This window comes from Micromonospora sp. CP22, from assembly GCF_009712475.1.
GTDB lineage: Bacteria > Actinomycetota > Actinomycetes > Mycobacteriales > Micromonosporaceae > Micromonospora.
The window spans coordinates 106,282-130,058 of record NZ_VCJO01000005.1 but is presented as its reverse complement, the minus strand read 5'-3'; the positions used below and the strand labels follow the sequence as shown (position 1 = coordinate 130,058).

25 protein-coding genes are annotated in these 23,777 nt (G+C 70.5%); 9 read left to right on the top strand and 16 right to left on the bottom strand.

Going from position 1 to position 23,777, the window contains the following annotated elements:
• Window positions 1-343: 343 nt before the first annotated feature.
• Window positions 344-694, top strand: coding sequence for a hypothetical protein (locus FF096_RS11330; RefSeq protein WP_155217208.1), 351 nt, complete (start codon window positions 344-346; stop codon window positions 692-694).
• A gap of 485 nt (window positions 695-1,179) precedes the next feature.
• Here the strand turns inward: FF096_RS11330 and FF096_RS11325 are convergent, their stop codons facing one another.
• Window positions 1,180-2,079, bottom strand: a complete 900-nt coding sequence (locus tag FF096_RS11325; protein WP_155217206.1) for a hypothetical protein — start codon at window positions 2,077-2,079, stop codon at window positions 1,180-1,182.
• Between the two features lie 196 nt (window positions 2,080-2,275).
• Here FF096_RS11325 and FF096_RS11320 point away from each other — a divergent pair, with 196 nt between their 5' ends.
• Complete coding sequence (locus FF096_RS11320; RefSeq protein WP_155217204.1) at window positions 2,276-2,788, top strand: SRPBCC family protein; 513 nt, start codon at window positions 2,276-2,278, stop codon at window positions 2,786-2,788.
• A gap of 34 nt (window positions 2,789-2,822) precedes the next feature.
• Here FF096_RS11320 and FF096_RS11315 read toward each other — a convergent pair whose 3' ends face one another.
• Window positions 2,823-3,212 (bottom strand): hypothetical protein, encoded by a 390-nt coding sequence (locus FF096_RS11315; protein WP_309223090.1) that lies wholly within the window; start codon window positions 3,210-3,212, stop codon window positions 2,823-2,825.
• A gap of 154 nt (window positions 3,213-3,366) precedes the next feature.
• Between FF096_RS11315 and FF096_RS11310 the strand changes: the two genes are divergently transcribed.
• Entirely contained in the window at window positions 3,367-4,725 is a 1,359-nt protein-coding gene (locus FF096_RS11310) for an ABC transporter substrate-binding protein (RefSeq protein ID WP_155217202.1), read from the top strand.
• A gap of 64 nt (window positions 4,726-4,789) precedes the next feature.
• Here FF096_RS11310 and FF096_RS11305 read toward each other — a convergent pair whose 3' ends face one another.
• Window positions 4,790-5,533: an enoyl-CoA hydratase/isomerase family protein gene (locus FF096_RS11305; RefSeq protein ID WP_155217200.1), complete on the bottom strand. Its 744-nt coding sequence runs from the start codon at window positions 5,531-5,533 to the stop codon at window positions 4,790-4,792.
• Complete coding sequence (locus FF096_RS11300; RefSeq protein WP_155217198.1) at window positions 5,530-6,456, bottom strand: 3-hydroxyacyl-CoA dehydrogenase family protein; 927 nt, start codon at window positions 6,454-6,456, stop codon at window positions 5,530-5,532. Before FF096_RS11300 ends, FF096_RS11305 begins: the two co-directional genes overlap by 4 nt.
• Before the next feature lie 191 nt (window positions 6,457-6,647).
• Between FF096_RS11300 and FF096_RS11295 the strand changes: the two genes are divergently transcribed.
• Window positions 6,648-6,944, top strand: a complete 297-nt coding sequence (locus FF096_RS11295; RefSeq protein WP_155217196.1) for a hypothetical protein — start codon at window positions 6,648-6,650, stop codon at window positions 6,942-6,944.
• Between the two features lie 103 nt (window positions 6,945-7,047).
• On the opposite strand, the gene FF096_RS11290 is transcribed toward FF096_RS11295, so the two are convergent.
• Window positions 7,048-7,827 carry a methyltransferase domain-containing protein gene (locus tag FF096_RS11290; protein WP_309223089.1) on the bottom strand — a complete coding sequence of 260 codons (780 nt, stop codon included), beginning with the start codon at window positions 7,825-7,827 and terminating at the stop codon, window positions 7,048-7,050.
• Between the two features lie 54 nt (window positions 7,828-7,881).
• Between FF096_RS11290 and FF096_RS11285 the strand changes: the two genes are divergently transcribed.
• Entirely contained in the window at window positions 7,882-8,262 is a 381-nt protein-coding gene (locus FF096_RS11285; protein WP_309223088.1) for a PPOX class F420-dependent oxidoreductase, read from the top strand.
• 78 nt (window positions 8,263-8,340) lie between these two features.
• Here FF096_RS11285 and FF096_RS11280 read toward each other — a convergent pair whose 3' ends face one another.
• Together FF096_RS11280 and FF096_RS11275 are read right to left on the bottom strand one after the other, a co-directional pair.
• Window positions 8,341-8,550 (bottom strand): BldC family transcriptional regulator, encoded by a 210-nt coding sequence (locus FF096_RS11280; protein ID WP_007073996.1) that lies wholly within the window; start codon window positions 8,548-8,550, stop codon window positions 8,341-8,343.
• A gap of 260 nt (window positions 8,551-8,810) precedes the next feature.
• A complete protein-coding gene (locus FF096_RS11275; RefSeq protein ID WP_309223087.1) occupies window positions 8,811-9,650 on the bottom strand; it encodes a hypothetical protein in 840 nt (279 codons plus the stop codon).
• A gap of 274 nt (window positions 9,651-9,924) precedes the next feature.
• Between FF096_RS11275 and FF096_RS11270 the strand changes: the two genes are divergently transcribed.
• Together FF096_RS11270 and FF096_RS11265 are read left to right on the top strand one after the other, a co-directional pair.
• The gene (locus tag FF096_RS11270; protein ID WP_155217194.1) at window positions 9,925-11,007 is read left to right on the top strand and encodes a Glu/Leu/Phe/Val dehydrogenase dimerization domain-containing protein; all 1,083 of its coding nucleotides are present in this window, start codon (window positions 9,925-9,927) and stop codon (window positions 11,005-11,007) included.
• A gap of 284 nt (window positions 11,008-11,291) precedes the next feature.
• Window positions 11,292-11,504, top strand: coding sequence for a DUF3073 domain-containing protein (locus FF096_RS11265; RefSeq protein ID WP_155217192.1), 213 nt, complete (start codon window positions 11,292-11,294; stop codon window positions 11,502-11,504).
• Between the two features lie 146 nt (window positions 11,505-11,650).
• Here FF096_RS11265 and amcA read toward each other — a convergent pair whose 3' ends face one another.
• From amcA to FF096_RS11240, 5 genes are all read right to left on the bottom strand, one after another.
• Window positions 11,651-11,887 carry a multiple cyclophane-containing RiPP AmcA gene (amcA, locus tag FF096_RS11260; RefSeq protein WP_155217190.1) on the bottom strand — a complete coding sequence of 79 codons (237 nt, stop codon included), beginning with the start codon at window positions 11,885-11,887 and terminating at the stop codon, window positions 11,651-11,653.
• A complete protein-coding gene (gene amcB, locus FF096_RS11255; protein ID WP_305070131.1) occupies window positions 11,856-12,959 on the bottom strand; it encodes a cyclophane-forming radical SAM peptide maturase AmcB in 1,104 nt (367 codons plus the stop codon). Before amcB ends, amcA begins: the two co-directional genes overlap by 32 nt.
• A 175-nt stretch (window positions 12,960-13,134) precedes the next feature.
• Window positions 13,135-14,289, bottom strand: a complete 1,155-nt coding sequence (purM, locus tag FF096_RS11250; RefSeq protein WP_309223086.1) for a phosphoribosylformylglycinamidine cyclo-ligase — start codon at window positions 14,287-14,289, stop codon at window positions 13,135-13,137.
• A 64-nt stretch (window positions 14,290-14,353) separates the two neighbouring features.
• On the bottom strand, window positions 14,354-15,916 hold the full coding sequence (purF, locus tag FF096_RS11245; protein ID WP_309223085.1) for an amidophosphoribosyltransferase: 1,563 nt from the start codon (window positions 15,914-15,916) through the stop codon (window positions 14,354-14,356).
• Window positions 15,917-16,077: 161 nt separating this feature from the next.
• Window positions 16,078-16,410 (bottom strand): sterol carrier family protein, encoded by a 333-nt coding sequence (locus FF096_RS11240; RefSeq protein ID WP_309223184.1) that lies wholly within the window; start codon window positions 16,408-16,410, stop codon window positions 16,078-16,080.
• Here FF096_RS11240 and FF096_RS26615 point away from each other — a divergent pair.
• Together FF096_RS26615 and FF096_RS11235 are read left to right on the top strand one after the other, a co-directional pair.
• Window positions 16,334-16,543, top strand: coding sequence for a hypothetical protein (locus FF096_RS26615; protein ID WP_230462568.1), 210 nt, complete (start codon window positions 16,334-16,336; stop codon window positions 16,541-16,543). The genes FF096_RS11240 and FF096_RS26615 overlap by 77 nt on opposite strands.
• Window positions 16,544-16,598: 55 nt before the next feature.
• Window positions 16,599-18,704 (top strand): carboxypeptidase-like regulatory domain-containing protein, encoded by a 2,106-nt coding sequence (locus FF096_RS11235; protein ID WP_309223084.1) that lies wholly within the window; start codon window positions 16,599-16,601, stop codon window positions 18,702-18,704.
• An 80-nt stretch (window positions 18,705-18,784) separates the two neighbouring features.
• Here the strand turns inward: FF096_RS11235 and FF096_RS11230 are convergent, their stop codons facing one another.
• From FF096_RS11230 to purS, 4 genes are all read right to left on the bottom strand, one after another.
• Window positions 18,785-19,486, bottom strand: coding sequence for a 2-phosphosulfolactate phosphatase (locus tag FF096_RS11230; RefSeq protein ID WP_155217182.1), 702 nt, complete (start codon window positions 19,484-19,486; stop codon window positions 18,785-18,787).
• Window positions 19,487-19,544: 58 nt separating this feature from the next.
• Window positions 19,545-22,337 carry a phosphoribosylformylglycinamidine synthase subunit PurL gene (purL, locus tag FF096_RS11225; RefSeq protein ID WP_230462517.1) on the bottom strand — a complete coding sequence of 931 codons (2,793 nt, stop codon included), beginning with the start codon at window positions 22,335-22,337 and terminating at the stop codon, window positions 19,545-19,547.
• 67 nt (window positions 22,338-22,404) lie between these two features.
• A complete protein-coding gene (gene purQ / locus FF096_RS11220) occupies window positions 22,405-23,088 on the bottom strand; it encodes a phosphoribosylformylglycinamidine synthase subunit PurQ (RefSeq protein ID WP_309223083.1) in 684 nt (227 codons plus the stop codon).
• A complete protein-coding gene (gene purS / locus FF096_RS11215) occupies window positions 23,085-23,348 on the bottom strand; it encodes a phosphoribosylformylglycinamidine synthase subunit PurS (protein WP_309223082.1) in 264 nt (87 codons plus the stop codon). The genes purQ and purS overlap by 4 nt, the downstream gene beginning before the upstream one ends.
• Between the last annotated feature and the right edge of the window lie 429 nt (window positions 23,349-23,777).

Sequence of the window (23,777 nt, the reverse complement as noted above, 5' to 3'; positions counted from 1 at the left end):
CTGTCCGGTGCAACCCTCGTTGACCCCGAGATCCCTCTGACGACCGACTCTTGTTGCGCGGGGATTGCACGGACAGACCTTGCTACTCACGCAAGCGTCCATGGTCCCGACGCTGCCCAAGTCCCTCACCCGTCGTCCACGAGGGAAGCCAGTAGTGATGCTGAAACTACTCTCCGTAGCTGACGCTCGCGCTGGCTCGAACTCTCGCTCGCGCTCTGTAGTTACAAACCCAGCCTCCAAATGTAAGTTTTCGCCTCGAGGCTTTAGATGTGACCTCGAGTGCTGGGTAGACTTGCTAGAGGTACGACGGCGGGAGTATCAGGACCACCTGCTGCGGACCAGCATGACCGGCAAGTTCGATCCGTGGATCCGGTTCTTCTCCGAGGCAGTACGAGCACAGGCCGTCCTGGCTGTTGACCGCATCGACGCTCTGCTCGACTGGAAGCAGCACGCGCTTGACCGCCTCAGAGAGGCGAATGTTCGCGGCGTCGCAGCCAGGATCGTCGAGGATCTGATCGGTTACCCCATGCTCACCCCGACCACTGCAGCCCAGATGTACAGCGTCTCCTACCCAGCTGTGAACACTGCCATCCGTCGGCTAGAGCACCTCGGAATCCTCCAAGAGCGGACGGGGCGTCGTTACGCTCGCGTCTTCGCCGCCAAGGACGTACTCCGAATCATCGATGCTCGATAGCCCGCCAGGCAGTCGAGTGAACCCGGCACGCCACCCGCCATCCTGACTCTGCAGGCTGGAGCGGCCTGGTCGCCGCCTTCGAGCTCTCGACCAGTGAGAGGGTTTCGCACCGGCGTCGGAGCAAGAAGTATGGCTTCATGCCGCTGAACATCTGGTGGTCTGATCGTCCTGCCGAGAGGTTCTGGATGGAGATCACCGACCGGGACCTACTCGGAGACGACCTCACAGCCCCCCGCTTCGACGGCAGTGGCAAGGAGAACTGGTCCTACGCCCTGGTTTCGGAGACTCGAACAGGCGACGTCGTCTTTCACTACCACTTGCCGCACGGGAGTCCTCCTGCTGCTCGTTCTTCGCCTTCACCGTCTCCCGACCCGACCCGACGTCACTGACCATGGACGTCCGCGTACCGGCCGGGTACGTCGACGTGCTCGACGGCCTCGCCGACCGGGCCGCCGTCGTGCGGCGGCGACGGGGATGATCAGGTCCTAGCCGTCCTGCTGCCGGTGCGGTGGTGTCACACCGCTCTGGATCGCCTCCCACACGCTGCGGCCCGCCTGGAGCAGCGTCTCGCCCGCCCGCTCGGCGAACTGTCGCCCGGACGTCGGACCGTGGTCAGGCGGCTCGTGCTCCGGCGGCGCAGTCCCGTCGTCCGGCTCCCGGCCCTGGTCCCGGTCGTCGGGCCCGCCTCCGGTCGTCCGGTCGCTGACCGCGCCGATGGCACCCACCTGCTGCCCCAGGTCGTCGGTCGCACCGCCGGGCGGTCCACCCACCGGTCCCGCCCGTTCGGCTGCCCGACCCGACGGCTCGGCCTCCGGCGCACCGACCGGCCCCCCGGGCCGGGCGAGCGGACCACCCGGCGTAGCGGCGGGCCGGGCGAGCGGACCATCGGCCGGGGCGGCGGTCGGCGGCAGCGGCCCGGTCCGTCGCAGGGCGGGGTCCGGGCGCCCCACCGCCTGACCGGCGGCAGGTCCGACAGCGGCAGCCAGCTGCTCACCCGCGCCGGCCGCCGTTTCCGCCGCGCGGTCCACCTCCTCCAATGCGACGCTCGCGGAACGGGCGAGCGCGTCGATGACCTGCGGATTCCGGTCGATCGTGGTGAGCGCGCGGTCGAGGATCGTCACCAGCTTCTCCAGGCGTACCTTCAGCAGGGCCTGCGCCTCCACGCCCTCGATGTCGAGTTCGACCCCCTCGACGTGTACGCGGATACCGGCGTCGAGCTGGAGCAGTCCGGCGAGCCGGGCACGCAGCGACAGGTCGGCGTCCAACTGGTCCACGGAGAGCTGGATCGACCTGACCGAGACGTTGGGCACGTCGAGCAGTACGTCCGGCTCGGGCTCGCCACCACCGACTGGACCGGGCGACCGCCCGGCTTCGCTGTCTGTCATGTTCCCGCTCCACCTCACCGTCGCATCACCCGGCGACGTTCCCGCCGCGCATACCCGCTCTGCGGACGGCCATCCCGGTGCGCCGCGCCGCCACCAACCCGAACTAGATCGACATCCGTGAGTACTGCGATCACCAGGCGGGACGTACATCCGAGAAAGCTGCGCATCCGGGCATGAGCCGGTATGGTCCGGGCCCATGGGACAGGGGATGGCCGAACCTGCCAACATCCAGCAGGATCTTGAGCGGTTCGCACTCCGCAGCACCCTGTTCGTTCCCGTCTCGGCCGAACGTGCGTACGACGTCTTCACCGGCCGGATCGCCGACTGGTGGGTCATGGAGTACACCTGGTCCGGCCCCGCCCTCCTGGCTGAGTTGGGCATGGAGCCCCGCCCCGGCGGGATGCTCTACGAGATCGGCCCCTACGGATTCCGCAACGACTGGGGGCGGGTACTCACCTGGGATCCGCCGCGCCGCCTGGTGTTCACCTGGCAGATCGGTGCGGATCGCGCACCGGTGCCCGATCCGGCGCGGGCCAGCGAGGTCGAGGTGCTCTTCACGCCCACCGAATCCGGCACCCTCGTCGAGGTGGCGCACCGGCACTTCGACCGGCACGGCACGGCCGCCGAGGGATACCGGCGAGCCCTGACCGCCGGCTGGCACGAGTTGCTCTCCCGCTACGCGGCGACACTGATCCACTCACCGGCATGAGCGCCACACCGGGCACCGCGACCGACCCGTGCGGTCAGGCCGCCCGGTGCCGCAGCGTCGCCACGGTCGAGCCGGCCAAGGTGAGCAGACACTCGGGCAGCAGCCCGTCGGCAGCCGCCGCGCCGAACAGCGCCCGGCCGGTGTCGAGGTCGTCGTTGGCGTACGCGCTGACGAAGCGGGCCACCCACCGGGCGTCGTACCTGGCCTGGTCGATGCCGGGAAAGTCGAGCGCGCAGACGCCGGGCGGCACCGGATCGCCGACCATCGTCGCGGCCAGGCACCACGCCACGTCGTACGCGCCGGCCAGGCCGTCCCGGTCGACCACTTCGTCGAAGGTACCCACCACGGCGTCGGTGTCCCCGGCGAGAGCCGAGTTGAGGATGGCGGTGGCATCCTCGAACATTTGCTGTGGCGAGTCGGTCACGGAACGCACAGTACGGGTACCGGTCAAGGAACCCACGGTGATTACTCTCCGCTCATGGTGGAGGCGACCTGCGGATAGGCCAGGCTCCACGGTCCCGCCGCCGGTCACGGCACGCTAGTCTGCGCAGCGGACCTTCGCCCGAGGAAGGACGACCATGCACATGTCGCGCGGCTCGCGTACGGCCATCCTGGCTGTCTGCGCCACGGTCCTGCTCGCCACCAGCGCCTGCGGGGATGACCAGCCCGAAGAGGCGACCACCCAACAGGTGCGCCTCTACGGCACGGACGGCAACATGCTCAACTCGTACCCGGAAGAGTTGAAGGATCGTGCCAACCTGGTCGACGGGATGAAGGGCACCACGCCGCTCACACCGCTGCCGGACAACTTCAAGAACCGGCTACGGTCCGTGGACCCTGAGCTGACCGACTACCTCTACGCCGCCGAGGCGTACGACGCGGTGGTGATCAGCGCGCTCGCCGCACAGCTCGCCGGGTCGACCGAACCCACGGCCATCGCCAAGCAGATCGTGGGCGTCACCAACGGCGGCACCAGCTGCACCTCGGTGAACCAGTGTCTGCGGCTGGCCCGGCAGGGCACCGACATCGAGTACCGCAGCGTGTCGATCACCCGGGCCGGCTTCACGGACGCGGGCGAACCGGCCACCGCCAGTTACGCCACCCTGCACTTCGACGGTCAGCAGCTCAACGACGCCAAGACGGAGTTCGTCGGCGCCGGTGACGAGTCGGCGGCCAGCAAGAAGTCCCCGCCGAAGCCCAAGAAGCAGACCGGCGTTTCCAGCGCGGAGACCGGCGCACCCCTGGTCCTCGGTGGCCTGTTGCCCAAGACCGGTGACCTGGCGCTGGCCAACCCGCCGCTCGCGGCCGGTGCGGCGCTGGCGCTCAAGGAGGTCAACGCCGCTGGCGGGGTGCTCGGCGAGGACGTGGTGTGGATCGACGGTGACGACGGCACCAACCCGGCCGTGGCCAAGGCGACGGTGGCCAGCCACGTCGAGGCGGGCGTACACGTGATCATCGGTGCCGGCGGTTCGGGTATCTCCGCGGCCGTGCTGCCGGACGTGGTGGAGGCCGGGCTGATCCTGTTCTCGCCGTCGAACACGGCGGCCAGCCTGACCGACGCCGACGACAAGGGTCTCTACTTCCGCACCGCGCCGCCGGACAGCCTCCAGGGGCGGGCGCTGGCCGACGTCATCCTCCGGGACGGCCCGCAGAAGATCGCGCTCGTGGCGCGTCAGGACTCCTACGGCGAGGGTCTCCGGGAGGTCGTCCGGGCCGAGCTGGAGCGGGCCGGATTCGGCGGCGACAAGGTCAAGCTGCTCGGCTACGAGCCGGTCGAGGACGCCGAGGCCACTCCGATCAACTTCGCCGAGGGCGCCAAGCAGATCAAGGAGTTCGGTGCCGACGCGGTGCTGATCATCGGCTTCAGCGAGTCCGCCGCGGTGATCCGGGCGCTCGCCGACGCAGAGGTGCCGCTGGCGGCGCTGGCCGCCTCCTGAGCCACCCCTGACGCGGACGGCCGCACCGTGTGACGGTGCGGCCGTCGCTGCTGTGCGGGGTAGCTCAGCGCCCGCGTCGCCGTTCCAGGAACTCGGTCATCCGGCGCTGCTTCTCCTCGTCGGTGAAGAGGACCGCCTGACTGACCAGGTCCAGCTGCGGATGCGCGCTGGCCGGAGCGTCGACGGCGAGCTTGGTGAGCCGCAGCGCCAAGGCCGACCCCTTGGCCATCTCGTCGATCAGGGCGTGGGCCGTCGGCAGCAGTTCCTCCGGTGCGGCCACCACCCGGTTGACCAGCCCGATCCGCAGCGCCTCCGCCGCGTCCACCCGCCGGCCGGTGAACAGCAGTTCCTTGGCCAGGGTCTCGCCGACCAGCGCGGGCAGCCGGTGCGTGGCGCCAGCGCCGGCCAGGATGCCGAGCCGCACCTCCGGCTGGCCGAAGACCGCCCGCTCCGAGCAGACCCGAAGATCACAGGCGTACGCCAGTTCGGCACCGCCGCCCAGCGCCGGGCCGTCGATCGCCGCCACGGTGGGCATCGGCAGCGCCCGGATCCGGGCGAAGGCGGCCGAGTTGATCGCGGCCAGTGCGTCCAGCCGCCCGCGTTCCCGCAGTTGGGCGATGTCGGCCCCACCGGCGAAGATCCCGTCGGTGCCACCGGTCAGCAACAGCATCCGGGGGCGGGCCTCCAACTCGGCGCAGACCTCGTGCAGGGCCGCGATCAGGTCCGCGTCGATGGCGTTGCGTTTCTCCGGCCGATCCAGCGTGACCACCAGCCGGTCCGGCTGTTCCTCGACCCGCAGCCCGCTCATCGGGTCACCGCCGACGCAGAGCCCTCGGTCGGCGTGTCGCCAGCGGGCACGACCGGTTCGGTGCCGCCGGAGCGCACCCCGTCGGTCCAGCGGTAGAAGCCGTGCCCGGACTTCTTCCCCAGCCGCCCGGCGGCGACCAGTTCCGTCAGCAGCGGCGGCGGAGCGAAGCGATCGCCGTACGCGGCCTGCAACGTACGCGCGATGTCCAGGCGCACGTCCAGCCCGACCAGGTCGGTCAACTCCAACGGGCCGATGGGGTGCCGGTAGCCGAGCACCATCGCCTTGTCGATGTCGGCGGGGCTGGCGACCCCGTCGGCGACCATCCGGATCGCCTCCAGGCCGAGGGTCACGCCGAGCCGCGACGTGGCGAAACCGGGCATGTCGCGTACCACGACGGGATCCTTGCCCAGCCGACCGGCGAGCGTGACGGCCGCGTCCGTGGTCTGCGCGGCGGTGGCCGGCCCGACCACGATCTCCAGCAGGGCCATCGCCCAGACCGGGTTGAAGAAGTGCAGCCCACAGAACCGTTCCGGCCGGGTCAGTCCGGCCGCGAGGTCGGCGATCGGGATGCTGGAGGTGTTGCTGCCCAGCAGCGCCGGACGCAGCGCCTCCGCCTCGGCGAGCACGGCCCGCTTGAGGTCGGCCCGTTCCGGTACCGCCTCCACGACGACGTCCGGTTCCGGTGCGACCTCGGCCAGCCCGGCCCGTAGCGTGATCCGGGCCTGGTTTGCTGCGGCCTGCTCCGCGGTGAGCTTGCCGCGTTGCGCGGCCCGCTCCCAGAGATCGGCGAGCCGCCGCAGGGCCGCGTCACCGCGCGCCCGGTCGACCTCGACCAGCTCCACGTCGTGACCGCTGCCGGCGGCCACGTACGCGATGCCGAGTCCCATCGTGCCGGCACCTACCACCACGAACCGTTCAGTCATCGCGACACCACCGCACAGTGAGAATGGGCCCTTCGCTGACGCCGCTGGCACACGGGGTAGCCGCTACGCCGGGTGCCAGCCCGTACGCTCGCTCAGTCATGCTGCGACCCTATGCAGCACCGACCCTGGTCTCATGCGTGGGGGCGGACGGGATCGGGTAAGACGCCGACAGCCAAGGGAAGGACGAGCAGATGAGCCAGGCACCGGAGACCGCGAGCGGCGCGGGCGCCCAGGAGATAGTCGAGACGCGTGGCGACGAGCGCGTCGAACTGCTGCGTGCCGACACCAACAACGACGGCCGCACCGACGTGTGGGTGGTCGACACGGACGGGGACGGCAAGGCCGACCTGTTCCAGTTCGACACCGACGGGGACGGCAAGGTGGACGTGACGATGGTCGACATCCACCAGGACGGCCAGCCGAACGGGGTGGTCGACGGCGACGGAGGGCTCCCCCCGGAGGAGCTTCCGCCAACCATCCGAGTCTGAGCAGTAAGGAAGGGCCCCCTGTTATCGCCTCCGGTATAGCAGGGGGCCCCTGTTAACCGCCCGAGCCGCGTTAACCGCCGAGCAGCCTTAACGCCCAGCTGGCTCAGGCGGTCATCCGCAAGGTGGCGAGATAGTACGGGGCGTCGCGGTCGTCCACGTCGACCAACCGCCACGGGGAACCGTGCACCAGTTCGGCGAGTTCCTCCGGCGAGCAGACCAGGTAGTCGAACCAGGGGGTACCCAGTTCGCGGTAGCGCAGCCGCAGCCGCAGTTGCCCGCCCAGGCGGCCCCGTTGCCGGTTGTGCTCGTGGTATGTGGTGTGCACCGGGTCCCGGGTGCCGTACGGATTGGTGCCGTGGGCGATCACCTGCGCGCCGGGGCGGGCCAGCTCCGCCAGCGCGGCGAGGAACGCCGGGGCCCGTTCCCGTCCCTCGATCAGCCCCAGGTTGTTGCCGAGCAGCAGGAAGGTGTCGTAGCGCCGCCCGCTGGTGGCGTGCTCGTCGACGGTGGCGTGCACCAGGTCGCGTACGCCCCGGCGGCGGCACACCTGCAACGCGCCGACCGACGTGTCCAGCCCGGTGACCGGTACGCCCCGTTCCTGGAGCAGCAGCGCGATCCGTCCGGCCCCGACCCCGACATCCAGTGTCGCGCCGCGTACCCGGTCCACCGCCCGATGATCGTGCGGCTGCCAGTGCTCCGGCCCGTCGAGGTAGTGAGCGGCCGGTGCGCCGTTGACCAGCCCGTCGTCGCGCTCGATGATCTCGATGACCGGGCGGGGCAGGCGCCCACCGGCCAGCGGCCGGGGACCGATCCCGGTCGCCACCGCCAGCGCGTCGCGCAGCAGTTCCCCGAAGACGTCACCGATCCGTGGCTCTGCCGTCACGTCCTTCACGCTATCCGGCCACTCAGCTGGCCGCACCGCCCGTATCCTGTCGGCGTGACCATGTTGGACCGCCTATCAGCGGAGAAGTACATCCTCCTGACGACGTTCCGCAAGGACGGTCGCGCGGTGCCGACCCCGGTCTGGGCGGTTCGTGACGGTGACGCCCTGGCGGTGTGGTCGGCGGCCGACGCCGGCAAGGTGAAGCGGATCCGCCGCAGCGGGAACGTCACGGTGGCCCCCTGCGACGTACGCGGCAGGCCGCACGGCGAGGCGGTGCCCGCCCGCGCGACCCTCTACGATCCCGGCGCGACCAACCGCATCCGTGGCCTGATCAAGCAGAAGTACCGGGTGATCGGTCGGCTGACCCTGCTCGGCAGTCGGCTGCGCCGGGGCGAGGGCGGCACGGTGGGCATCCGGGTTGAGTTGACCGATTGAGAACGCCCGGTCCGGGCATGACAAAGGGCGGCGGATTTCTCCGCCGCCCTTTGTTTGAAGCTCTGCTATCCGACGTGGTCAGTCCCCCTGGCGCTGCTGCGGGATCTGCCCCTGCAGTAGCGCCCTGACCTCAGACTCGCGGTATCGGCGGTGGCCGCCGAGCGTCCGGATGGCGCTCAACTTGCCTGCCTTTGCCCAACGGGTCACCGTCTTCGGGTCGACACGGAACATCGACGCCACCTCGGCCGGTGTGAGTAGCGGCTCTGGTTCGTGCGTTCGCGATGCCATCGGTCACTCCTCCACATGTATAGACATCGGCCGGGGTCCCGCCGGCCGACGCGTCTCCCATGGTCCGGCTAGTCCCCGATGTCCGACATGGGCCGAACGGCCGAACGTCCGTAGACGGACGGATGAACCATGCCCGATTTATACGACTTTTCTATCCCAGACAGTAACTTATTCGGACTCATGATCACGGTTCGTGATGCGTCAACTACGAGTTCATCTCGTGTTGAGCATGAGGATTCAGGACACTCATGTCCCAGGCGTCAGTTACAACGCTCCAGGAGCTGTACCGCACGCCAGCGGGCAACGAGCTTGTCGTACGCCGCTGACGCCTCCTCCGCCTCACCGCGGGACAACCCGGCCAGTCCGGCCGCGACCAGTTCCGGCGAGTCGTCCTCGGCCAGTGTCTCGTCCGAGAGCAAGTCGACCAGCCCGCCGTAGTCCAGCTCCACCACCGAACGCGGGTGGAACTCCTCAAGCCACCGGGCGGCCTCCTCGACCGCCTCGGTGATCGGCGCGTCGCCGACCGACTTGCGCAGCACCGCCAGCGCCCGCGACGAGCGACGGCGAGCCTTGGAGATCTCCGTCCGGAAACGCAGCGAGCGCCGGTCCGGCGCGGTCACGTGGTTGCGCTCGTCCGCCTCGAAGAGCACGAACCAGCGCAACGGCACGCCCCAGGTCGCGATCTGCTCGTGCACCCGGGGAACCCCGTGCTCCAGCACCCGGGCGCCACTACGCCAGTCCTCCACCACCGCCTTGGCCTGCCCGGCGAGCACCGGCGGCACGAAGGCGTCGGCCAACACCGGGGGTACGCCGTCCCGCGCGCTCAGCGCCGCCTCAGCCACCCGGATGCGCAGGTTCCACGGGCACACCAGCAGGGTTTCGTCGGTCTCCAGCACGTACGCCTCGTCCGGCAAGTCAGGCAGCCGGGTCCAGCCGGCGCCCAACGCCTCGATGACGGAGTTCCGCTGCCGGCCGGGCCCCTCGACCGGCGCGATCGCCCGCCCCTGTTCGACGTAACGCCGCCAGTAGGTCTGGCGATCTCGGTCGAAGGCGGTCAGCGGCTCGTACACGCGCAGGTATGAAGCGAAGAGCGACGGCACGGCGCGATCCTCCCACGAGCGGCAAGCCGAGCGGTGCTCGGCGTCGCCGAGCCACGCGGCGCGGCGCGTGATCAAGCTGGGCGAAGCCCGCCGACGGACCCTCGACCGACGACCCTCGCGGGGGCGGAACGGACCGCCCGCAGGGCGGGACGGCGACTACTCGGGAGAGCGGCGCGACGGGCTCCAATACTAGGCTCGCAACACCGGCAGCATCCCCGCCGACGTTGACCAGGTCCGCGCCCCACAAGGGTGCCCACCGACACAGGAGCCAGTCATGGGCGTATTCGCCACCACGGACGACCCGGAGTCCACGGGTCACGAACAGGTCGTGTTCTGCCAGGACAAGCAGACCGGTCTGAAGGCGATCATAGGCATCTACTCCACCGCGCTGGGCCCCGCGCTCGGCGGTACCCGTTTCTACCCGTACGACAGCGAGGAGGCCGCCCTCGCCGACGTGCTCGACCTGTCCCGCGGCATGGCGTACAAGAACGCCCTCGCTGGCCTGGACCTGGGCGGCGGTAAGGCGGTCATCTGGGGCGACCCCGAGCAGATCAAGAGCGAGGCGCTGCTGCGCGCCTACGGCCGCTTCGTGGAGTCGCTCGGCGGGCGCTACTACACCGCCTGCGACGTCGGCACCTACGTGCCGGACATGGACGTGATCGCTCGGGAGACCCGGTACGTCACCGGCCGCAGTGTCGAGCACGGCGGGGCGGGTGACTCCTCCATCCTCACCGCCTGGGGCGTGTTCCAGGGGATGCGGGCGGCGGCCGAGCATGTCTGGGGCGTACCGACCCTGCACGGCCGCCGGGTCGGCGTCGCCGGGCTGGGCAAGGTCGGCAAGTACCTCGTCGGCCACCTGTTGGAGGACGGGGCCGAGGTGGTCGCCACCGACGTCAACCCCCGGGCGCTGGAGTGGGCGCGCACCACCCACCCGCAGATCCACCTCGTCGACGACGTCACCGCGCTGGTCTCCGCCGACATCGACGTGTACGCGCCGTGCGCCCTCGGCGGCGCGCTGGACGACGACACGGTGGTGACTCTGCGGGCCAAGGTGGTGGCCGGGGCGGCCAACAACCAGCTCGCCCACTCCGGCGTGGAGAAGCTGCTCGCCGACCGGGGCATCCTCTACGCCCCCGACTACGTGGTGAACGCCGGCGGCGTGATCCAGGTCGCGGACGAGATCGAGGGCTTCGACTTCGAGCGGGCCAAGCTGCGCGCCACCCGGATCTACGACACCACGCGCGAGATCCTCCGGCTCGCCGACACCGACGGCGTACCACCGGCCGTGGCAGCGGACCGGCTGGCCGAACGGCGGATGGCCGAGATCGGCCGACTGCGCACGATTCACCTTCGCTGACGACGCGCCTCGGGGGCGGGCCGATAGTCCCGCCCCCGGCGACAGCCGGTGCGGTGATACGGCGTTTTGTGGCGCTTCGCCCTATGTCACGACCGTTCTCCGTGTCGCCCCTTACCCGGTACAATGGGTGACGACCCGACGACCGCAACGCGCGGTCATGGTCATAGGTAACCCGAGGTGCCGAACGATGGCATCCCCATGTACCGTAAGAGCCACGAGAGATGCCTGACGTCATCGGGGCCCGCCTTCGGGCTGCCCCGCATTCTGTGCGAGGGGGTCGAGCCATGGGGCGCGGCCGTGCTAAGGCCAAGCAGACAAAGGTGGCGCGGGAGTTGAAGTACCACTCCCCGAACACCGACCTCGCCGCCTTGCAGCGAGAACTCGGCGGCGGCGGCAAGTCGGACCGCAACTTCGACGACGACTACAAAGAGTACGTCGACGACGACGAGGACCACTCCGACGACGACCCGGACAACTGGGTCCGCCCGACCCGCTGACCCCCGGTCACATCTGAGCACGCGGTGACATCCGCGTGCTCACGTATGTGCCCGCTACGCAGCGGTGTCGCAGCACCTGGCGAGTCGAGGGCCCACCATGGCCGGACGATGCTCCGGCGGTGTGGCGGGCCCTCGACACCGACTGGTCAGCGGGGACGGTTGTTCCAGTTGTAGAACGTCGGGATGTTCTCGAAGTGGTTCCAGGCGCAGACCGCGGTGGCCCCGTCGCCACCCGCCACCTCCGCCCGGAGCTGACGCGCCACCTCGGCCTCGTGGAGCAGGGCGTTGAGCCCGGCAGCGGCCTCCCGCACCCGGTCGGCGACCCGTTCGGGGCCGTCTCCCGTCACGATCTCAGGCTCCCGACGACTGGTGATCTCGGGCATGCTCCAACACTCCCTCCAGTAGGCGGATCTTGCTGTTGCGGCAGTGCTCGGTCTCCGTACCGTCAAAGCGCCCCAGCTCGAAGTAGCGGTTGGCCGCGTGGCCGCCGCCACAGAAACCGAAATACGGGCAGGAGGCGCGACACGCCTCCACGCCGTCGATGAACTCGCCGACCCAGCCGGTGCCCTGCGCGTTCGCCAGGATGGTGTGCAGCGGGGTAGTGAGCACGTTTCCGCTGGAGAAGTCGCCGTACCGGGGATCGGTGAAGCCGGCCAGCTCGGGTGAGAGCACCACGACCGAGCCGTCGTAGGCCACCGTCGGTATCGGGTCGAGCCGATCGGGCAGCAGGTCGCCCGCCGTGCCGTCCAGCACCGCTGCGGCGTACCGCAACGACCATTCCACCTCCCGCAGGTGGATCCGGGGATTCCGCCGCCAGGCCGCGACCAGCTCGGCCCAGAACCCGGTCACCACCGGGGCGTCGTGGGCGTTGTCCCGGGTGTTGACTCCCTCGGTCTCCTCGATGTTGACACCGAGCACCTCACACCCGAGGTCGAGGAAGTAGTCGTACAACTCGGTGGCCCGGCCCGGTGACGGGTCGCCGACCACCGCGAGGGCTGAGAACGGCAGCCCGTGCCGACGCAACGCGGTCACCCCCCGGACGATCCGGTCGTACGCCGGTTGGCCCGCCCGGGTGACCCGCTCGCCGTTGCGTTCCCGTGGCCCGTCCACGCTCACGCTCACCCGCATCCGGTGCCGGGCGAAGAACTCACACCAGGCGTCGTCGATCAGGGTGGCGTTGGTTTGGACGTGGTGCTCCACCTCGGGCCCGAAGGGTGCCATCAACGCCGCCAGCCGCTCCCGACCGGCGGCCAGCGGCTCCCCACCGTGCCAGACCACGGAGAACCGGTCGCTGACCGCCCAGCGGTTCACCGACGCGGCCACCGCCTCGGCCACCGCGACCGGCATCTGTCGGTCCGCCGCCCGAAACGGCAGATAGCAGTACGCGCAGTCGAGGTTGCAGAGGGTGGTGGGCTGCATCACGACGTACGACGGGACGGTGGCCAGGCCGCGCATCCCGTCCAATGACCGTCCCCGCGCAGCCATCGCCCTCCTCCGTGCGGTCTTGGGCTGCCAGGCGCGACCCGGCACGGGCGCGCCCCACAGCTTTCGAGGGTGCCCTTCAGGCTAGGCGGCAACGGCCACTCGGGTGAAGCCCTGATCAGGTAATCGGACAATCACGGCAAAGTGATCAGCCTCGGGTGTGCTGGCCGACCATCTGCACCTCGCCCGTGCCCTCGATGACCTCGCCGGCCTGCCAGGCGTCGACGCCCCGGCCGGTGAGCGTGGCCAGCGCGCGGTCGGCGTCCTCCGCCGACACGATCGCGAACATGCCGACGCCCATGTTGAACGTCGCCTCCATCTCCGGGTCCTCGATCCGGCCCTTGGACTGGATCAGGTCGAAGATGGGCTGCGGCTTCCACGTCGACCGGTTGACCACGGCATCCACGTGTTCCGGCAGGATCCGCACCAGGTTGCCGGGGATGCCGCCACCGGTGACGTGGGCGAAGGCGCGCACGTCGGCCTCGGCGATCAGCTTGAGGCAGTCCTGTGCGTAGATCTTGGTTGGGGTGAGCAGCTCCTCGCCGAGGGTGCGCTGCCGACCGAAGTCGTCGATCACCACGTCCAGTCGCATCCGCCCCGCGCCGAGCAGCACGTGGCGGACCAGGGAGTACCCGTTCGAGTGCAGGCCGGAGGAACGCATCGCGATCACCACGTCGCCGACCTCGACCCGCCCGGAGCTGAGGATCTCGCTCTCCTCCACCACGCCGACGCCGGTGGCGGAGATGTCGTACTCGTCGGGACGCAGCACGCCCGGGTGCTCGGCGGTCTCCCCGCCCAGCAACGCGCAGCCCGCGTACCGGCAGCCGTCGGCGATGCCGGCGCCGATCTCGGCGACCTTGTCCGGCACCACCTCGCCGGTGGCGATGTAGTCCAGCAGGAACAGCGGCTCCGCCCCGCAGGCCACCAGGTCGTCGACGACCATCGCGACCAGGTCGATGCCGACCGTGTCGTGGATGTCCATCTGCTGGGCGATCACCAGCTTGGTGCCGACGCCGTCGGTGGAGGAGGCCAGGATCGGGTTCTTGTACTTCGAGGTGTCCAGCCGGAACAGGCCGGCGAAGCCACCGAGGTCACCCATCACCTCCGGCCTGCGGGTCTGCTTCACCTTCGACTTGAGCAGCTCCACGGCACGGTCGCCCGCCTCGATGGACACTCCGGCGTCCGCGTACGAGACCGAGCGTTTGCGCGCCGGGCGGCCGGAACCGGCCGTCCAGGGCTGACGGTCCCCGCCAGCGCCGCTCGGGCTGCTTCCTGCGCCGCTGCGCTCGGACACGTGCGTCACGGTTCTCCCCTTAGTGGTTCTCGGCTGTCGCGTCGACGGTGACCGACGCCGCAGCCGGGTGGTGCTACGGGCGGTGTGTGGTCGCCGACGGTGTGAGGTCGCCGAAACTGCTGTCGAGTGGCGGGACGAGTTGCTCGGCCGGTTCGATGTCGTCGGCCGTACCGTTGGCGACCCGGCGGCCGATTCCTTCGAGCACGTGCTTGCCGATCGAGTTGCCGACGGGCAGCTCGATCGGATACTCCCCGTCGAAACAGGCCCGGCAGAGCCGGGTCTTCGGCTGCTCGGTCGCGGCGATCAGACCGGGCAGCGAGACGTAGCCCAGCGTGTCCGCCCCGATGGAGCGCCGGATGCCGTCGTTGTCGAGGCCGTTGGCGAGCAGTTCGGCACGGGTGGCGAAGTCGATGCCGTAGAAGCAGGGCCAGGAGACCGGTGGCGAGGAGATGCGTACGTGCACCTCCACCGCACCCGCCTCGCGCAGCATCCGAACGATCGCCCGCTGGGTGTTGCCACGGACGATGGAGTCGTCGACCACCACCAGGCGCTTGCCCCGTACGTTCTCCCGCAGCGGGTTGAGCTTGAGCCGGATGCCGAGCTGACGCAGGGTCTGCGACGGCTGGATGAAGGTACGCCCGACGTACGGGTTCTTCATCAGGCCGGCGCCGTAGGTGATGCCGGACTCCTCGGCGTAGCCGATAGCTGCCGGCGTGCCCGATTCGGGCACCGGGATCACCAGGTCGGCGTCGACCGGGTGCTCCTTGGCCAGTTGACGCCCGATCTGCATCCGGGCGGCGTGCACGTTGCGACCGGCGATGGTGGCGTCCGGCCGCGCGATGTAGACGTATTCGAAGAGGCAGCCCTTGGGCTCAGGGGCCCCGAACCGGCTGGACCTCAGCCCTTCCGCGTCGATCGCGATCAGCTCACCCGGCTCGACCTCGCGGACCACGCTGGCGCCGACGATGTCCAACGCCGCCGTCTCACTGGCCACCACCCAGCCGCGCTCCAGCCGGCCGAGCACCAGCGGGCGTACGCCATGCGAGTCACGGGCGGCGTAGAGGGTCGACTCGTCCATGAAGACGAAGCTGAACGCGCCGCGCAGTCGCGGCAGGACCTCCAGCGCGGCGGCCTCGACCGACAGATCGGGCCGGCTGGCCAGCAACGTGGTGACGAGTGAGGTGTCGTTGGTGGACCCGTCGGAGCTCAGCCCACGCTCGGCCACCTCACGCTGCAACTCGGTGGTGTTGACCAGGTTTCCGTTGTGGGCCAGCGCGATCGTCGTGCCCGACGTGGTCGCCCGGATGGTCGGCTGGGCGTTCTCCCAGGTCGAGGCGCCGGTCGTGGAGTAACGCGTGTGCCCGATGGCGACATGCCCGCGCAGGCTGGCCAAGGTCGGCTCGTCGAACACCTGGGCCACCAGGCCGAGGTCCTTGTAGACCACCACGCCGGAGCCGTCGCTGACCGCGATGCCGGCCGCCTCCTGACCTCGGTGCTGCAAGGCGTAGAGACCGAAGTAGGTCAGGTTGGCGACCTCCTCCCCGGGGGCCCAGACGCCGAAGACACCGCAGGCGTCCTGGGGACCGGGTCGTTGGGGATCAAGGTCGTGGCTCAGCCGGCCGTCGCCTCGGGGCACCTGCCGCTCCCTCTTGCTGGTCTGGACTGGCCTGACGGACCCACGGGGTTGTTCCGCACTCCTCGGCCGGGACCACACTGTCGTCGCCTGACAGTGTACGCGAATCCATGTCGCCACATACAGTCACACTGTCACCGCTTTGTGTCATCCAGTCTCACCTGTCACTCCAGTTCGAGCGGCAGATACCCGGACAGGTCCGCACGCGTACCGCTCGCCTTGACGCGACCCTCCGTGACCGCCCGCGCCCAATCGAGTCGCCCCGTCGCCAACCTGAGCCAGGTTTCCGGATCCATCTCCACCGTGTTCGCCGGAGTACCGCGGGTGTGTCGCGGCCCCGGAACGCACTGAACTGCACCGTAAGGTGGGACACGCACCTCCACCGATCGGCCGGGCACACGGTCCGCGAGGAGGGTCAACATGGCCCTGACCGCCGCGCGGAGCACCGTCCGTTCGGGCGTACGCCCCTCATCGAACGCCGACAGCGCCGCCGAGATCGAGGCGGACTTAATGTACGGAGAGGACACGACGGGACGATACGGCGTGACCGCTCTGGCCGTCACGCTGGCCCTGGGTCGCGCCGATCCAGCCAGACAAGGCATAGTTGCCGACGGCGTATTCGTACCGTGATGTTCCCGCCCGACAACCGCCGGGTCAGGGGAGGTCAGTCCGGAAGGCGGTGGACGTGTCAACACACCGACGAGCCTGGCACAAGCGGGCCGGTGTGGTCGTGGCGCTGACGATCAGCGCCCTGCTCGCCGTCCCAGCCACACCCGCCATCGCCGCCCCCAGCGTGAACAACGTGTCCGCCTCCCCGAGCAGGGTCGAGGCCGGTAAGACCACAGTCGTTCGCTACTCGATCCGCGTCACAGACGATAATCCCGCCGACGTCACGGTGAGCTCCAACAACCCCAAGCTCACCTGCGTCGACGGATGCAGCCAGGGTGGCCTGAACGAGAACGGCAACTTCCAGGCGACCTTCCAGCTGGCGGGGGACGCGGCCGACGGGCAGGCCACGATCACGGTCAAGGCCGTGGACGCCACCGGCGAACAGAGCCGGAGCACGAATGTCACCCTGGTCGGCGCGGCAGCCCCGCCGCCACCGCCGACGACGCAGGCACCGCAGACGGTGCGGTCGATCTCCGGCAAGGTCGTCAACCAGGCCGGTGAGGCGGTTGCGGGGGCGTACGTCCTGCTCAAGGACAGCGCCGGCAAGCAACGGGACACCAGCACCAACGGCGACGGCAACTTCCGATTCACCGGCAGCAGCGACAACCCGATCGCGCCCGGGCGGATCGACATCGGCGCGAGCGCGAACAACCAGACGGGACTCGTGAGCTTCACCGCCAACGCCGGGCAGAGCATCACCGGACGACGGATCACCCTCCCGATCGCGGCCGCCTCGGAGAGCCCGAGCGCCAGCCCGTCGGCGAGCGAGTCGGCGGTGCCGACCGAGGATCCGTTCGAGGAGGAACTCGGCGAGGAGGAAACCCCCGCCGAGAGCGCCGCCGCCCAGGCCCCGGCCTCCAACGAGGACTCCGGCGGCTTCGGCAACTGGCTGCTCATTCTGCTGGGCGGCCTGTTCGTGGCCGTCGGTGTCGGCACGATCGTGCTGCTCTGGATGAAGCGCAAGGAGAACGAGGACGGCGAGCCCGACGGTGATGTTCCCGCCGGTGCTCCGGCCGGCGCGGTCCCGGCGGCCCGCGGCTCCTTCGCCGGTGCGGACGACCAGACCAGGGTGGTGAACCGGGTGGGCGCCGCGCCGGACCCGACAATGGTCGGCGGCCCCGGACTGGCAAACGCGCCGACGATGATGCACCAGCCGGTCGTGGACGACGTGCCGCCGGACCCGTACGGCGCACCGCCGCAGCCCTACGGTGCCGCGAGTGGGCCGGGCGGCTGGTCCGGTGCTGGTGGCGGCTACGGCGACGAGCCGGGCGGTTACGGCGCATCCGGCTACGGCAACGCCCCCTCGTCGGGTGGCGGCTACGGCAACGCTCCGTCCTCCGGCAGCGGGTACGGAACCGGCCCGTCGTCCGGCGGTGGCTACGGCAGCCGCGACTACGGCGCCGGCAACGCCGGCCCGGACTACCCCCCGGCCGGTGGAGCCGCCGGCTACGGCGACCGGTACGACGAGCCGACCGGCCGCTACAAGGGCGAGGAGACCACCTACCCGGCTCCCGCCGACCCGTACGCCACCGGCATGTACCAGCCGGAGGCCGCGCCGGGCTACGGCCAGGGCGAGCCGGGCGGATACGGGCGAGGTGAGGCCGGCTACGGCCAGAGTGATCCGACCCGGGGCTACGGCCAAGGCGAGCCGGCCGGCTACGGCCAGAGCGAACCGACCCGCGGCTACGGCGATGGTGAGCCGGGCGGCGGCTACGGACAGGCCGACCCGAACCACGGCTACCCTCCGGCTCAGTCCGGCGGTGGCTACGGCGCGGCACCGGGCGGCGGATACGGCCAGGAGTCCGGGCATCAGCGCGGCGGCTACGACAACACCAGCTACGACAGCTCGTACGGTCAGGGCGGGTACGGCGGCCCGGCCGGCGGGTACGGCCAGGACGCGCCCGGACATGGTGGCTACGACCAGGGCGGTTACGGAACCGACCCGGCCGGAGGCGGCTACGGCCAGGAGCCGCCACGCCAGCGCGGCTACGACGGTGGCTACGACCAGGGTGGCTACGGCCAGGGCGGCGGATACGGCGACCCGGCACAGGCCGGCCATGCTCGGCCCGACGCCGCACCCCAGGACCGCAGCGGTCGTCGCCTGGACTGGCTGGACGACTAGTCGGACGCAAGGCGGCAGTGGGTGAACGCCCGCTGCCGCACATCGCGCCGGGCGCGACAGTCGGCTGTGGACAGCAGTGGTCAGGCTGCGGTGAAGACGCCCTGACGGAGCAGCGGAACGACGGTGGAGGCGTCGAGGCGTACCGCGATCTCGACGTCCTCGGCGAAGCCGCCCTCGATCAGCTCCCGACCGGAGACACAGCCACGGATCGCCGCCGGTACGTCCGGAATGCTGGCCAGCGCGGCCAGTGCCACGGCCGCCTCCACGGAGAGACCACCGGGTGCACCGGAGAGGGCGTCGAGCACGCTGGCCGCACCGAGCTGGTCCTCCACCGACGGGCGCAACGAGCCGTCCGCCCACCGCTCACCGGCGGCCACCACGCCGATCGGGGCGGTCGTCGAGCCGTACCCCTGGTCGATCAGCCAACGCCCGACGGCGCGGGCGTTGCGCAGGTTGGCCGCGACCACCGGTAGCCCGGTGGCGCTGGCGGCGGCGCTGATGGCCGACCCGTTGGGCGACGGCAGCACCAGGTCACGCACCACAGGTGCCTGGCTCAGCGCGGCCGGCGACAGCGACCACGGGTGTTCGCGGGTGACCTGTCGGCGGCCGGTCGCGGCCACCGCACCGACTCGACGCGCGTAGGCGGCGGCCTGCTCACCCCAGGGAAAGGGGTGTACGCGCATGCCCCGCCCCACCGCGACCTCGACGGTGGTGGTGAACGACAACACGTCCACCACCACCAGTGCCACGCAGACCCGGCTGAGTTCGGCCGCGCCCGCCAGCCCTCAGTCGAACCGGACGCCCGATCCGGGTTGGGCGAACACGGCCGCGGCCAACGCCTCAGCGCTCGTCGGGCTGCTCGGTGTCACCCTGCTGCGGAGCCTCCACCCCGGCGGAGCTGACCGGCGGCGCCGGGTCCGCGGTCTCGGCCGACTCGACACGTTCGGTACGCACCGGCGGGACGGCCCGACCAGCCGACCGGTCCGGCGTCTGCTCGGTCGTCTCCGGGGCCGACTCGGCCTGCTCGCCGTCGACGGCCTGCTCGTCGTCGGTGGCTGGCTCGTCGGTCGGTGCCAGTCCGGTCGACTCGACGGCGAAGCCGGTCGGCTCGACGGCACTGTCGGTCGGCGAGTCGGCGTCCAGGTCGGTGGTCGGCACGTCGACGACGTCCTCGACCTCCGCCGGTGCGGTCACCTCGAACGGCTGCACGCCGCCGAAGAGGGCCGGCAGCGTGCCGGTGTGCGCCTCGCGCAACTCGTCCAGGCCGATCCGGAACTGACCGTGCACCTCCAGCGCACCGCCCGTCGGGTCGGTGACGCCGATCAGCTCCCACGGCACGCCGTGCTCACCGCAGAGCGCGGTGAACGCCTTCTCGTGGCCGCGTGGCACCGAGACGAGCACCCGACCGGCGGACTCGCTGAACAGGAACACGAACGGCATCGAGGTGCCCTCGAAACGCTCCGGCACCGCGATCCGGGCCCCGACGCCGTGCCGCAGGCAGGACTCCACCAGGCTCTGGGCGAGACCGCCGTCGGAGAGGTCGTGCGCGGAGCTGAGGTGCCCGACCCGGGCGGCGTCGGCCAGCAGACCGGCGAGTTGCTTCTCCCGCGCCAGGTCGACCTGCGGGGGTACCCCACCGAGGTGCTGGTGGGTCACCCAGGCCCACTCCGAGCCGGAGAGTTCCACGTGCGTCTCGCCGAGCAGGAAGATCTGATCGTGGTCGCCGCCGGGACGCGGCACGAAGCCGGACGCCACCCGGTCGGCCACGTTGTCCAGCACGCCGAGCACACCGACGACCGGCGTCGGGTGGATGGCCGCCGCCCCGGTCTGGTTGTAGAAGCTGACGTTGCCGCCGGTCACCGGGATGCCCAGTTCGGCGCAGCCGTCGGCCAGGCCGCGTACGGCCTCGGCGAACTGCCACATCACGCCCGGGTCCTCCGGCGAGCCGAAGTTCAGGCAGTCGGTGACCGCGATCGGGGTCGCGCCGGTGACCGCCACGTTCCGGTACGCCTCGGCCAGCGCCAGCTTGGCGCCCTGGTACGGGTCGAGCCGGGCGTACCGGCCGTTGCCGTCCACCGACAGCGCCACGCCCAGCCCGGTGCGCTCGTCGATGCGGATCACGCCCGAGTCCTCCGGCTGGGCGAGCACGGTGTTGCCCAGCACGTAGCGGTCGTACTGCTCGGTCACCCAGGTCTTGTCGCAGAGGTTGGGTGACGCGATCATGCGCAGCACGGTCTCGCGCAGCGTGTCCGGGTCGTTCGGCCGGGGCAGCGTCTCCGCCCGGTCGGCCTGGAGCAGGATCAGGTCCGCCGGCTCGCGCATCGGACGGGCGTAGACCGGCCCGTCGTCCACCAGCGAGCCCGGCGGTACGTCCACCACCAGGTGGTCCCGCCAGGTGATGCGCAGCCGACCCGGCGCACCGTCCGGCTCCGGGGCGGTCACCTCGCCGATCGCGGTGGCCCAGACGCCCCACTTCTCGGCCGTCTTGAGCACCGCCTCCAGCTTCTCCGGCGCGACGACCAGCAGCATCCGCTCCTGGGACTCGCTGGCCAGGATCTCGTGCGGCTCCATCGAGGGCTCGCGCAGCGGTACCCGCTCCAGCCACACCCGCATGCCGGTGCCGGCGGAGGCCGCCGTCTCGGTCAGGGCGCAGGTCAGACCGGCGCCACCGAGGTCCTGGATGCCGACGACCAGCTCGGCGTCGTACAGCTCCAGGCATGCCTCGATCAGCAGCTTCTCCATGAACGGGTCGCCCACCTGCACCGACGGGCGGCGCTTCTCGCTGCCCTCGGTGAAGGTCGCGCTGGCGAGCACCGACACGCCGCCGATGCCGTCCCGGCCGGTCTTGGCGCCCATCAGCACCACCACGTTGCCGGGGCCGGTGGCGTCCTTCTTCTGGAGCCGCTCGACCGGCAGCACGCCGAGGCAGAGCGCGTTGACCAGCGGGTTGCCCTGGTAGCAGGGGTCGAAGACCACCTCACCACCGATGTTGGGCAGGCCGAGGCAGTTGCCGTAACCACCGACACCGGCGACCACACCGGGCAGCACCCGGGCGGTGTCGGGGTGGTCGGCGGCACCGAAGCGCAGCGGGTCCATCACCGCCACCGGACGCGCGCCCATGGCGAGGATGTCGCGGACGATGCCGCCGACACCGGTCGCCGCACCCTGGTACGGCTCGACGAAGCTCGGGTGGTTGTGCGACTCGACCTTGAAGGTCACGGCGAGTTCGTCGGAGATCCGTACGACACCGGCGTTCTCGCCGATGCCGGCGAGCAGCCGGTCGCTCGGTGGCGCCTTCTCGCCGAACTGCCGCAGGTGCACCTTGCTGGACTTGTAGGAGCAGTGCTCGCTCCACATGATCGAGTACATCGCCAGCTCGGACTGGGTCGGCCGGCGGCCCAGGATCTGCCGGATGCGGTCGTACTCGTCGTCGCGGAGCCCCAGTTCGGCGTACGGCTGGAGTTCTTCCGGGGTGCTGGCGGCACGGGGCACGGTGTCTGTCCCATCGGCCCAGTCGGTGGCCTCCGCGACGGCGGCGTGCCGGGCCGGGGCGGCCGACGGAACGGCAGCCGCCTGCGACTGCGCCGGGACCGCCTCCGGGTCCTCCCGTACCGGGTCCGGATGCGTGGTCATGACGTCTCCTTGTTGCGCTCGCCGCCCGACGGGCGGGTGAGCCGACCGATGATCCCGCCGCGGACGGTCACGCCGGGGCCCCCACCAGGTGCTTGAGCACCGAGGTGAAGAAGCCGATGCCGTCGAGGGAGGGGCCGGTGAGCGCCTCCACCGCGTGCTCGGGATGCGGCATGATGCCGACCACGTTGCCGGCCTGGTTGGTGATCGCGGCGATGTCCCGCTGCGACCCGTTGGGGTTGCCGCCGACGTAGCGCGCGACGACCCGACCCTCGGCCTCAAGCGCGTCCAGCGTGGCCGGGTCGGCGACGTAGCAACCCTCGCCGTTCTTGACCGGGATCAGCACCTCCTGACCCGGCTGGAACGCGTTCGTCCAGGCGGTGCCGGTCGCCTCGATGCGCAGGATCTGATCGCGGTTACGGAAGTGCAGGTGCTGGTTGCGGGTGAGCGCCCCGGGCAGCAGGTGGGCCTCGCAGAGGATCTGGAAGCCGTTGCAGATGCCCAGCACGGGCATACCCGCACCGGCGGCGTCGACCACCTTCTCCATCACCGGCGCGAACCGGGCGATGGCACCGCAACGCAGGTAGTCGCCGTAGGAGAAGCCACCGGGCAGGACGACCGCGTCCACCCCGTGCAACTCCGGCTCACCGTGCCAGAGGCGGACCGGTTCGGCACCGGCGATCCGTACGGCTCGGGCCGCGTCCCCGTCGTCCAGCGAACCGGGGAACGTCACCACACCGATCCGGGCGGTCACGGCCGGGCTTCCACGGGCTCGTCGGCCTCGACCAGGCGGACCGTGAAGTCCTCGATGACCGGGTTCGCGAGCAGCTTGTCGGCGATCTCCCGGGCCCGGTCCAGGTCCGGTTCACCGGTGAAGTCGATCTCGATCCGCCTGCCGATCCGTACCGAGGCGACGTCGTTGACGCCGAGCCGGGGCAGCGCGTTTGCGACGGCCTGGCCCTGAGGATCGAGGATCTCGGGCTTGAGCATGACGTCGACGACGACGCGAGGCACTGGGCACTCCTGACTGTGTACGCAGTTGGGTGCCGACCCACAACGGGCGAGCGCAGCCAGCCTACCTGGCAGATGCCGCGCCAGCCGCACCGGCCGGACGCCGCCGGAGTGCCGCTCGACCCTACCTGTTCGGGCCGAACGCCACCGATACAGGTTCGTTGCGATCTCGATACGGCTTTGTTGCCGGCCGACCCCGGTCGGCCCGGTTCACGACCAGCGCAGCGGGGCGCGCCACCGGTCGCGCGTCCGACCGGCCACGGGAAATCCAACTGTTACATCGAGTTGTTCCAATGAACCTCTTGTGAAACACCCTACCGGGCCCTACGGTACATCGTCAGATGTCGATTTAGCGACGTCCCGGGTGGCGGATAACCCCCGTCCGCCGCCACAGGTCGGCCCGGCGAACCCGGGTCATGTGCACCCCGAAGG

Excerpts from the sequence above, each read along its gene's own strand:
- FF096_RS11305 (WP_155217200.1), bottom strand. The coding sequence starts at position 5,533 with ATGAGCGGGCTGCGGGTCGAGGAACAGCCGGACCGGCTGGTGGTCACG.
- FF096_RS11320 (WP_155217204.1), top strand. The coding sequence starts at position 2,276 with ATGGGACAGGGGATGGCCGAACCTGCCAACATCCAGCAGGATCTTGAG.
- FF096_RS11330 (WP_155217208.1), top strand. The coding sequence starts at position 344 with ATGACCGGCAAGTTCGATCCGTGGATCCGGTTCTTCTCCGAGGCAGTA.
- FF096_RS11295 (WP_155217196.1), top strand. The coding sequence starts at position 6,648 with ATGAGCCAGGCACCGGAGACCGCGAGCGGCGCGGGCGCCCAGGAGATA.
- FF096_RS11270 (WP_155217194.1), top strand. The coding sequence starts at position 9,925 with ATGGGCGTATTCGCCACCACGGACGACCCGGAGTCCACGGGTCACGAA.
- FF096_RS11265 (WP_155217192.1), top strand. The coding sequence starts at position 11,292 with ATGGGGCGCGGCCGTGCTAAGGCCAAGCAGACAAAGGTGGCGCGGGAG.
- purL (WP_230462517.1), bottom strand. The coding sequence starts at position 22,337 with ATGACCACGCATCCGGACCCGGTACGGGAGGACCCGGAGGCGGTCCCG.
- amcB (WP_305070131.1), bottom strand. The coding sequence starts at position 12,959 with ATGCGCGGCCTGGCCACCGTCCCGTCGTACGTCGTGATGCAGCCCACC.
- FF096_RS11310 (WP_155217202.1), top strand. The coding sequence starts at position 3,367 with ATGCACATGTCGCGCGGCTCGCGTACGGCCATCCTGGCTGTCTGCGCC.
- amcA (WP_155217190.1), bottom strand. The coding sequence starts at position 11,887 with ATGCCCGAGATCACCAGTCGTCGGGAGCCTGAGATCGTGACGGGAGAC.
- FF096_RS11280 (WP_007073996.1), bottom strand. The coding sequence starts at position 8,550 with ATGGCATCGCGAACGCACGAACCAGAGCCGCTACTCACACCGGCCGAG.
- FF096_RS26615 (WP_230462568.1), top strand. The coding sequence starts at position 16,334 with ATGGCCCTGACCGCCGCGCGGAGCACCGTCCGTTCGGGCGTACGCCCC.
- FF096_RS11300 (WP_155217198.1), bottom strand. The coding sequence starts at position 6,456 with ATGACTGAACGGTTCGTGGTGGTAGGTGCCGGCACGATGGGACTCGGC.
- FF096_RS11325 (WP_155217206.1), bottom strand. The coding sequence starts at position 2,079 with ATGACAGACAGCGAAGCCGGGCGGTCGCCCGGTCCAGTCGGTGGTGGC.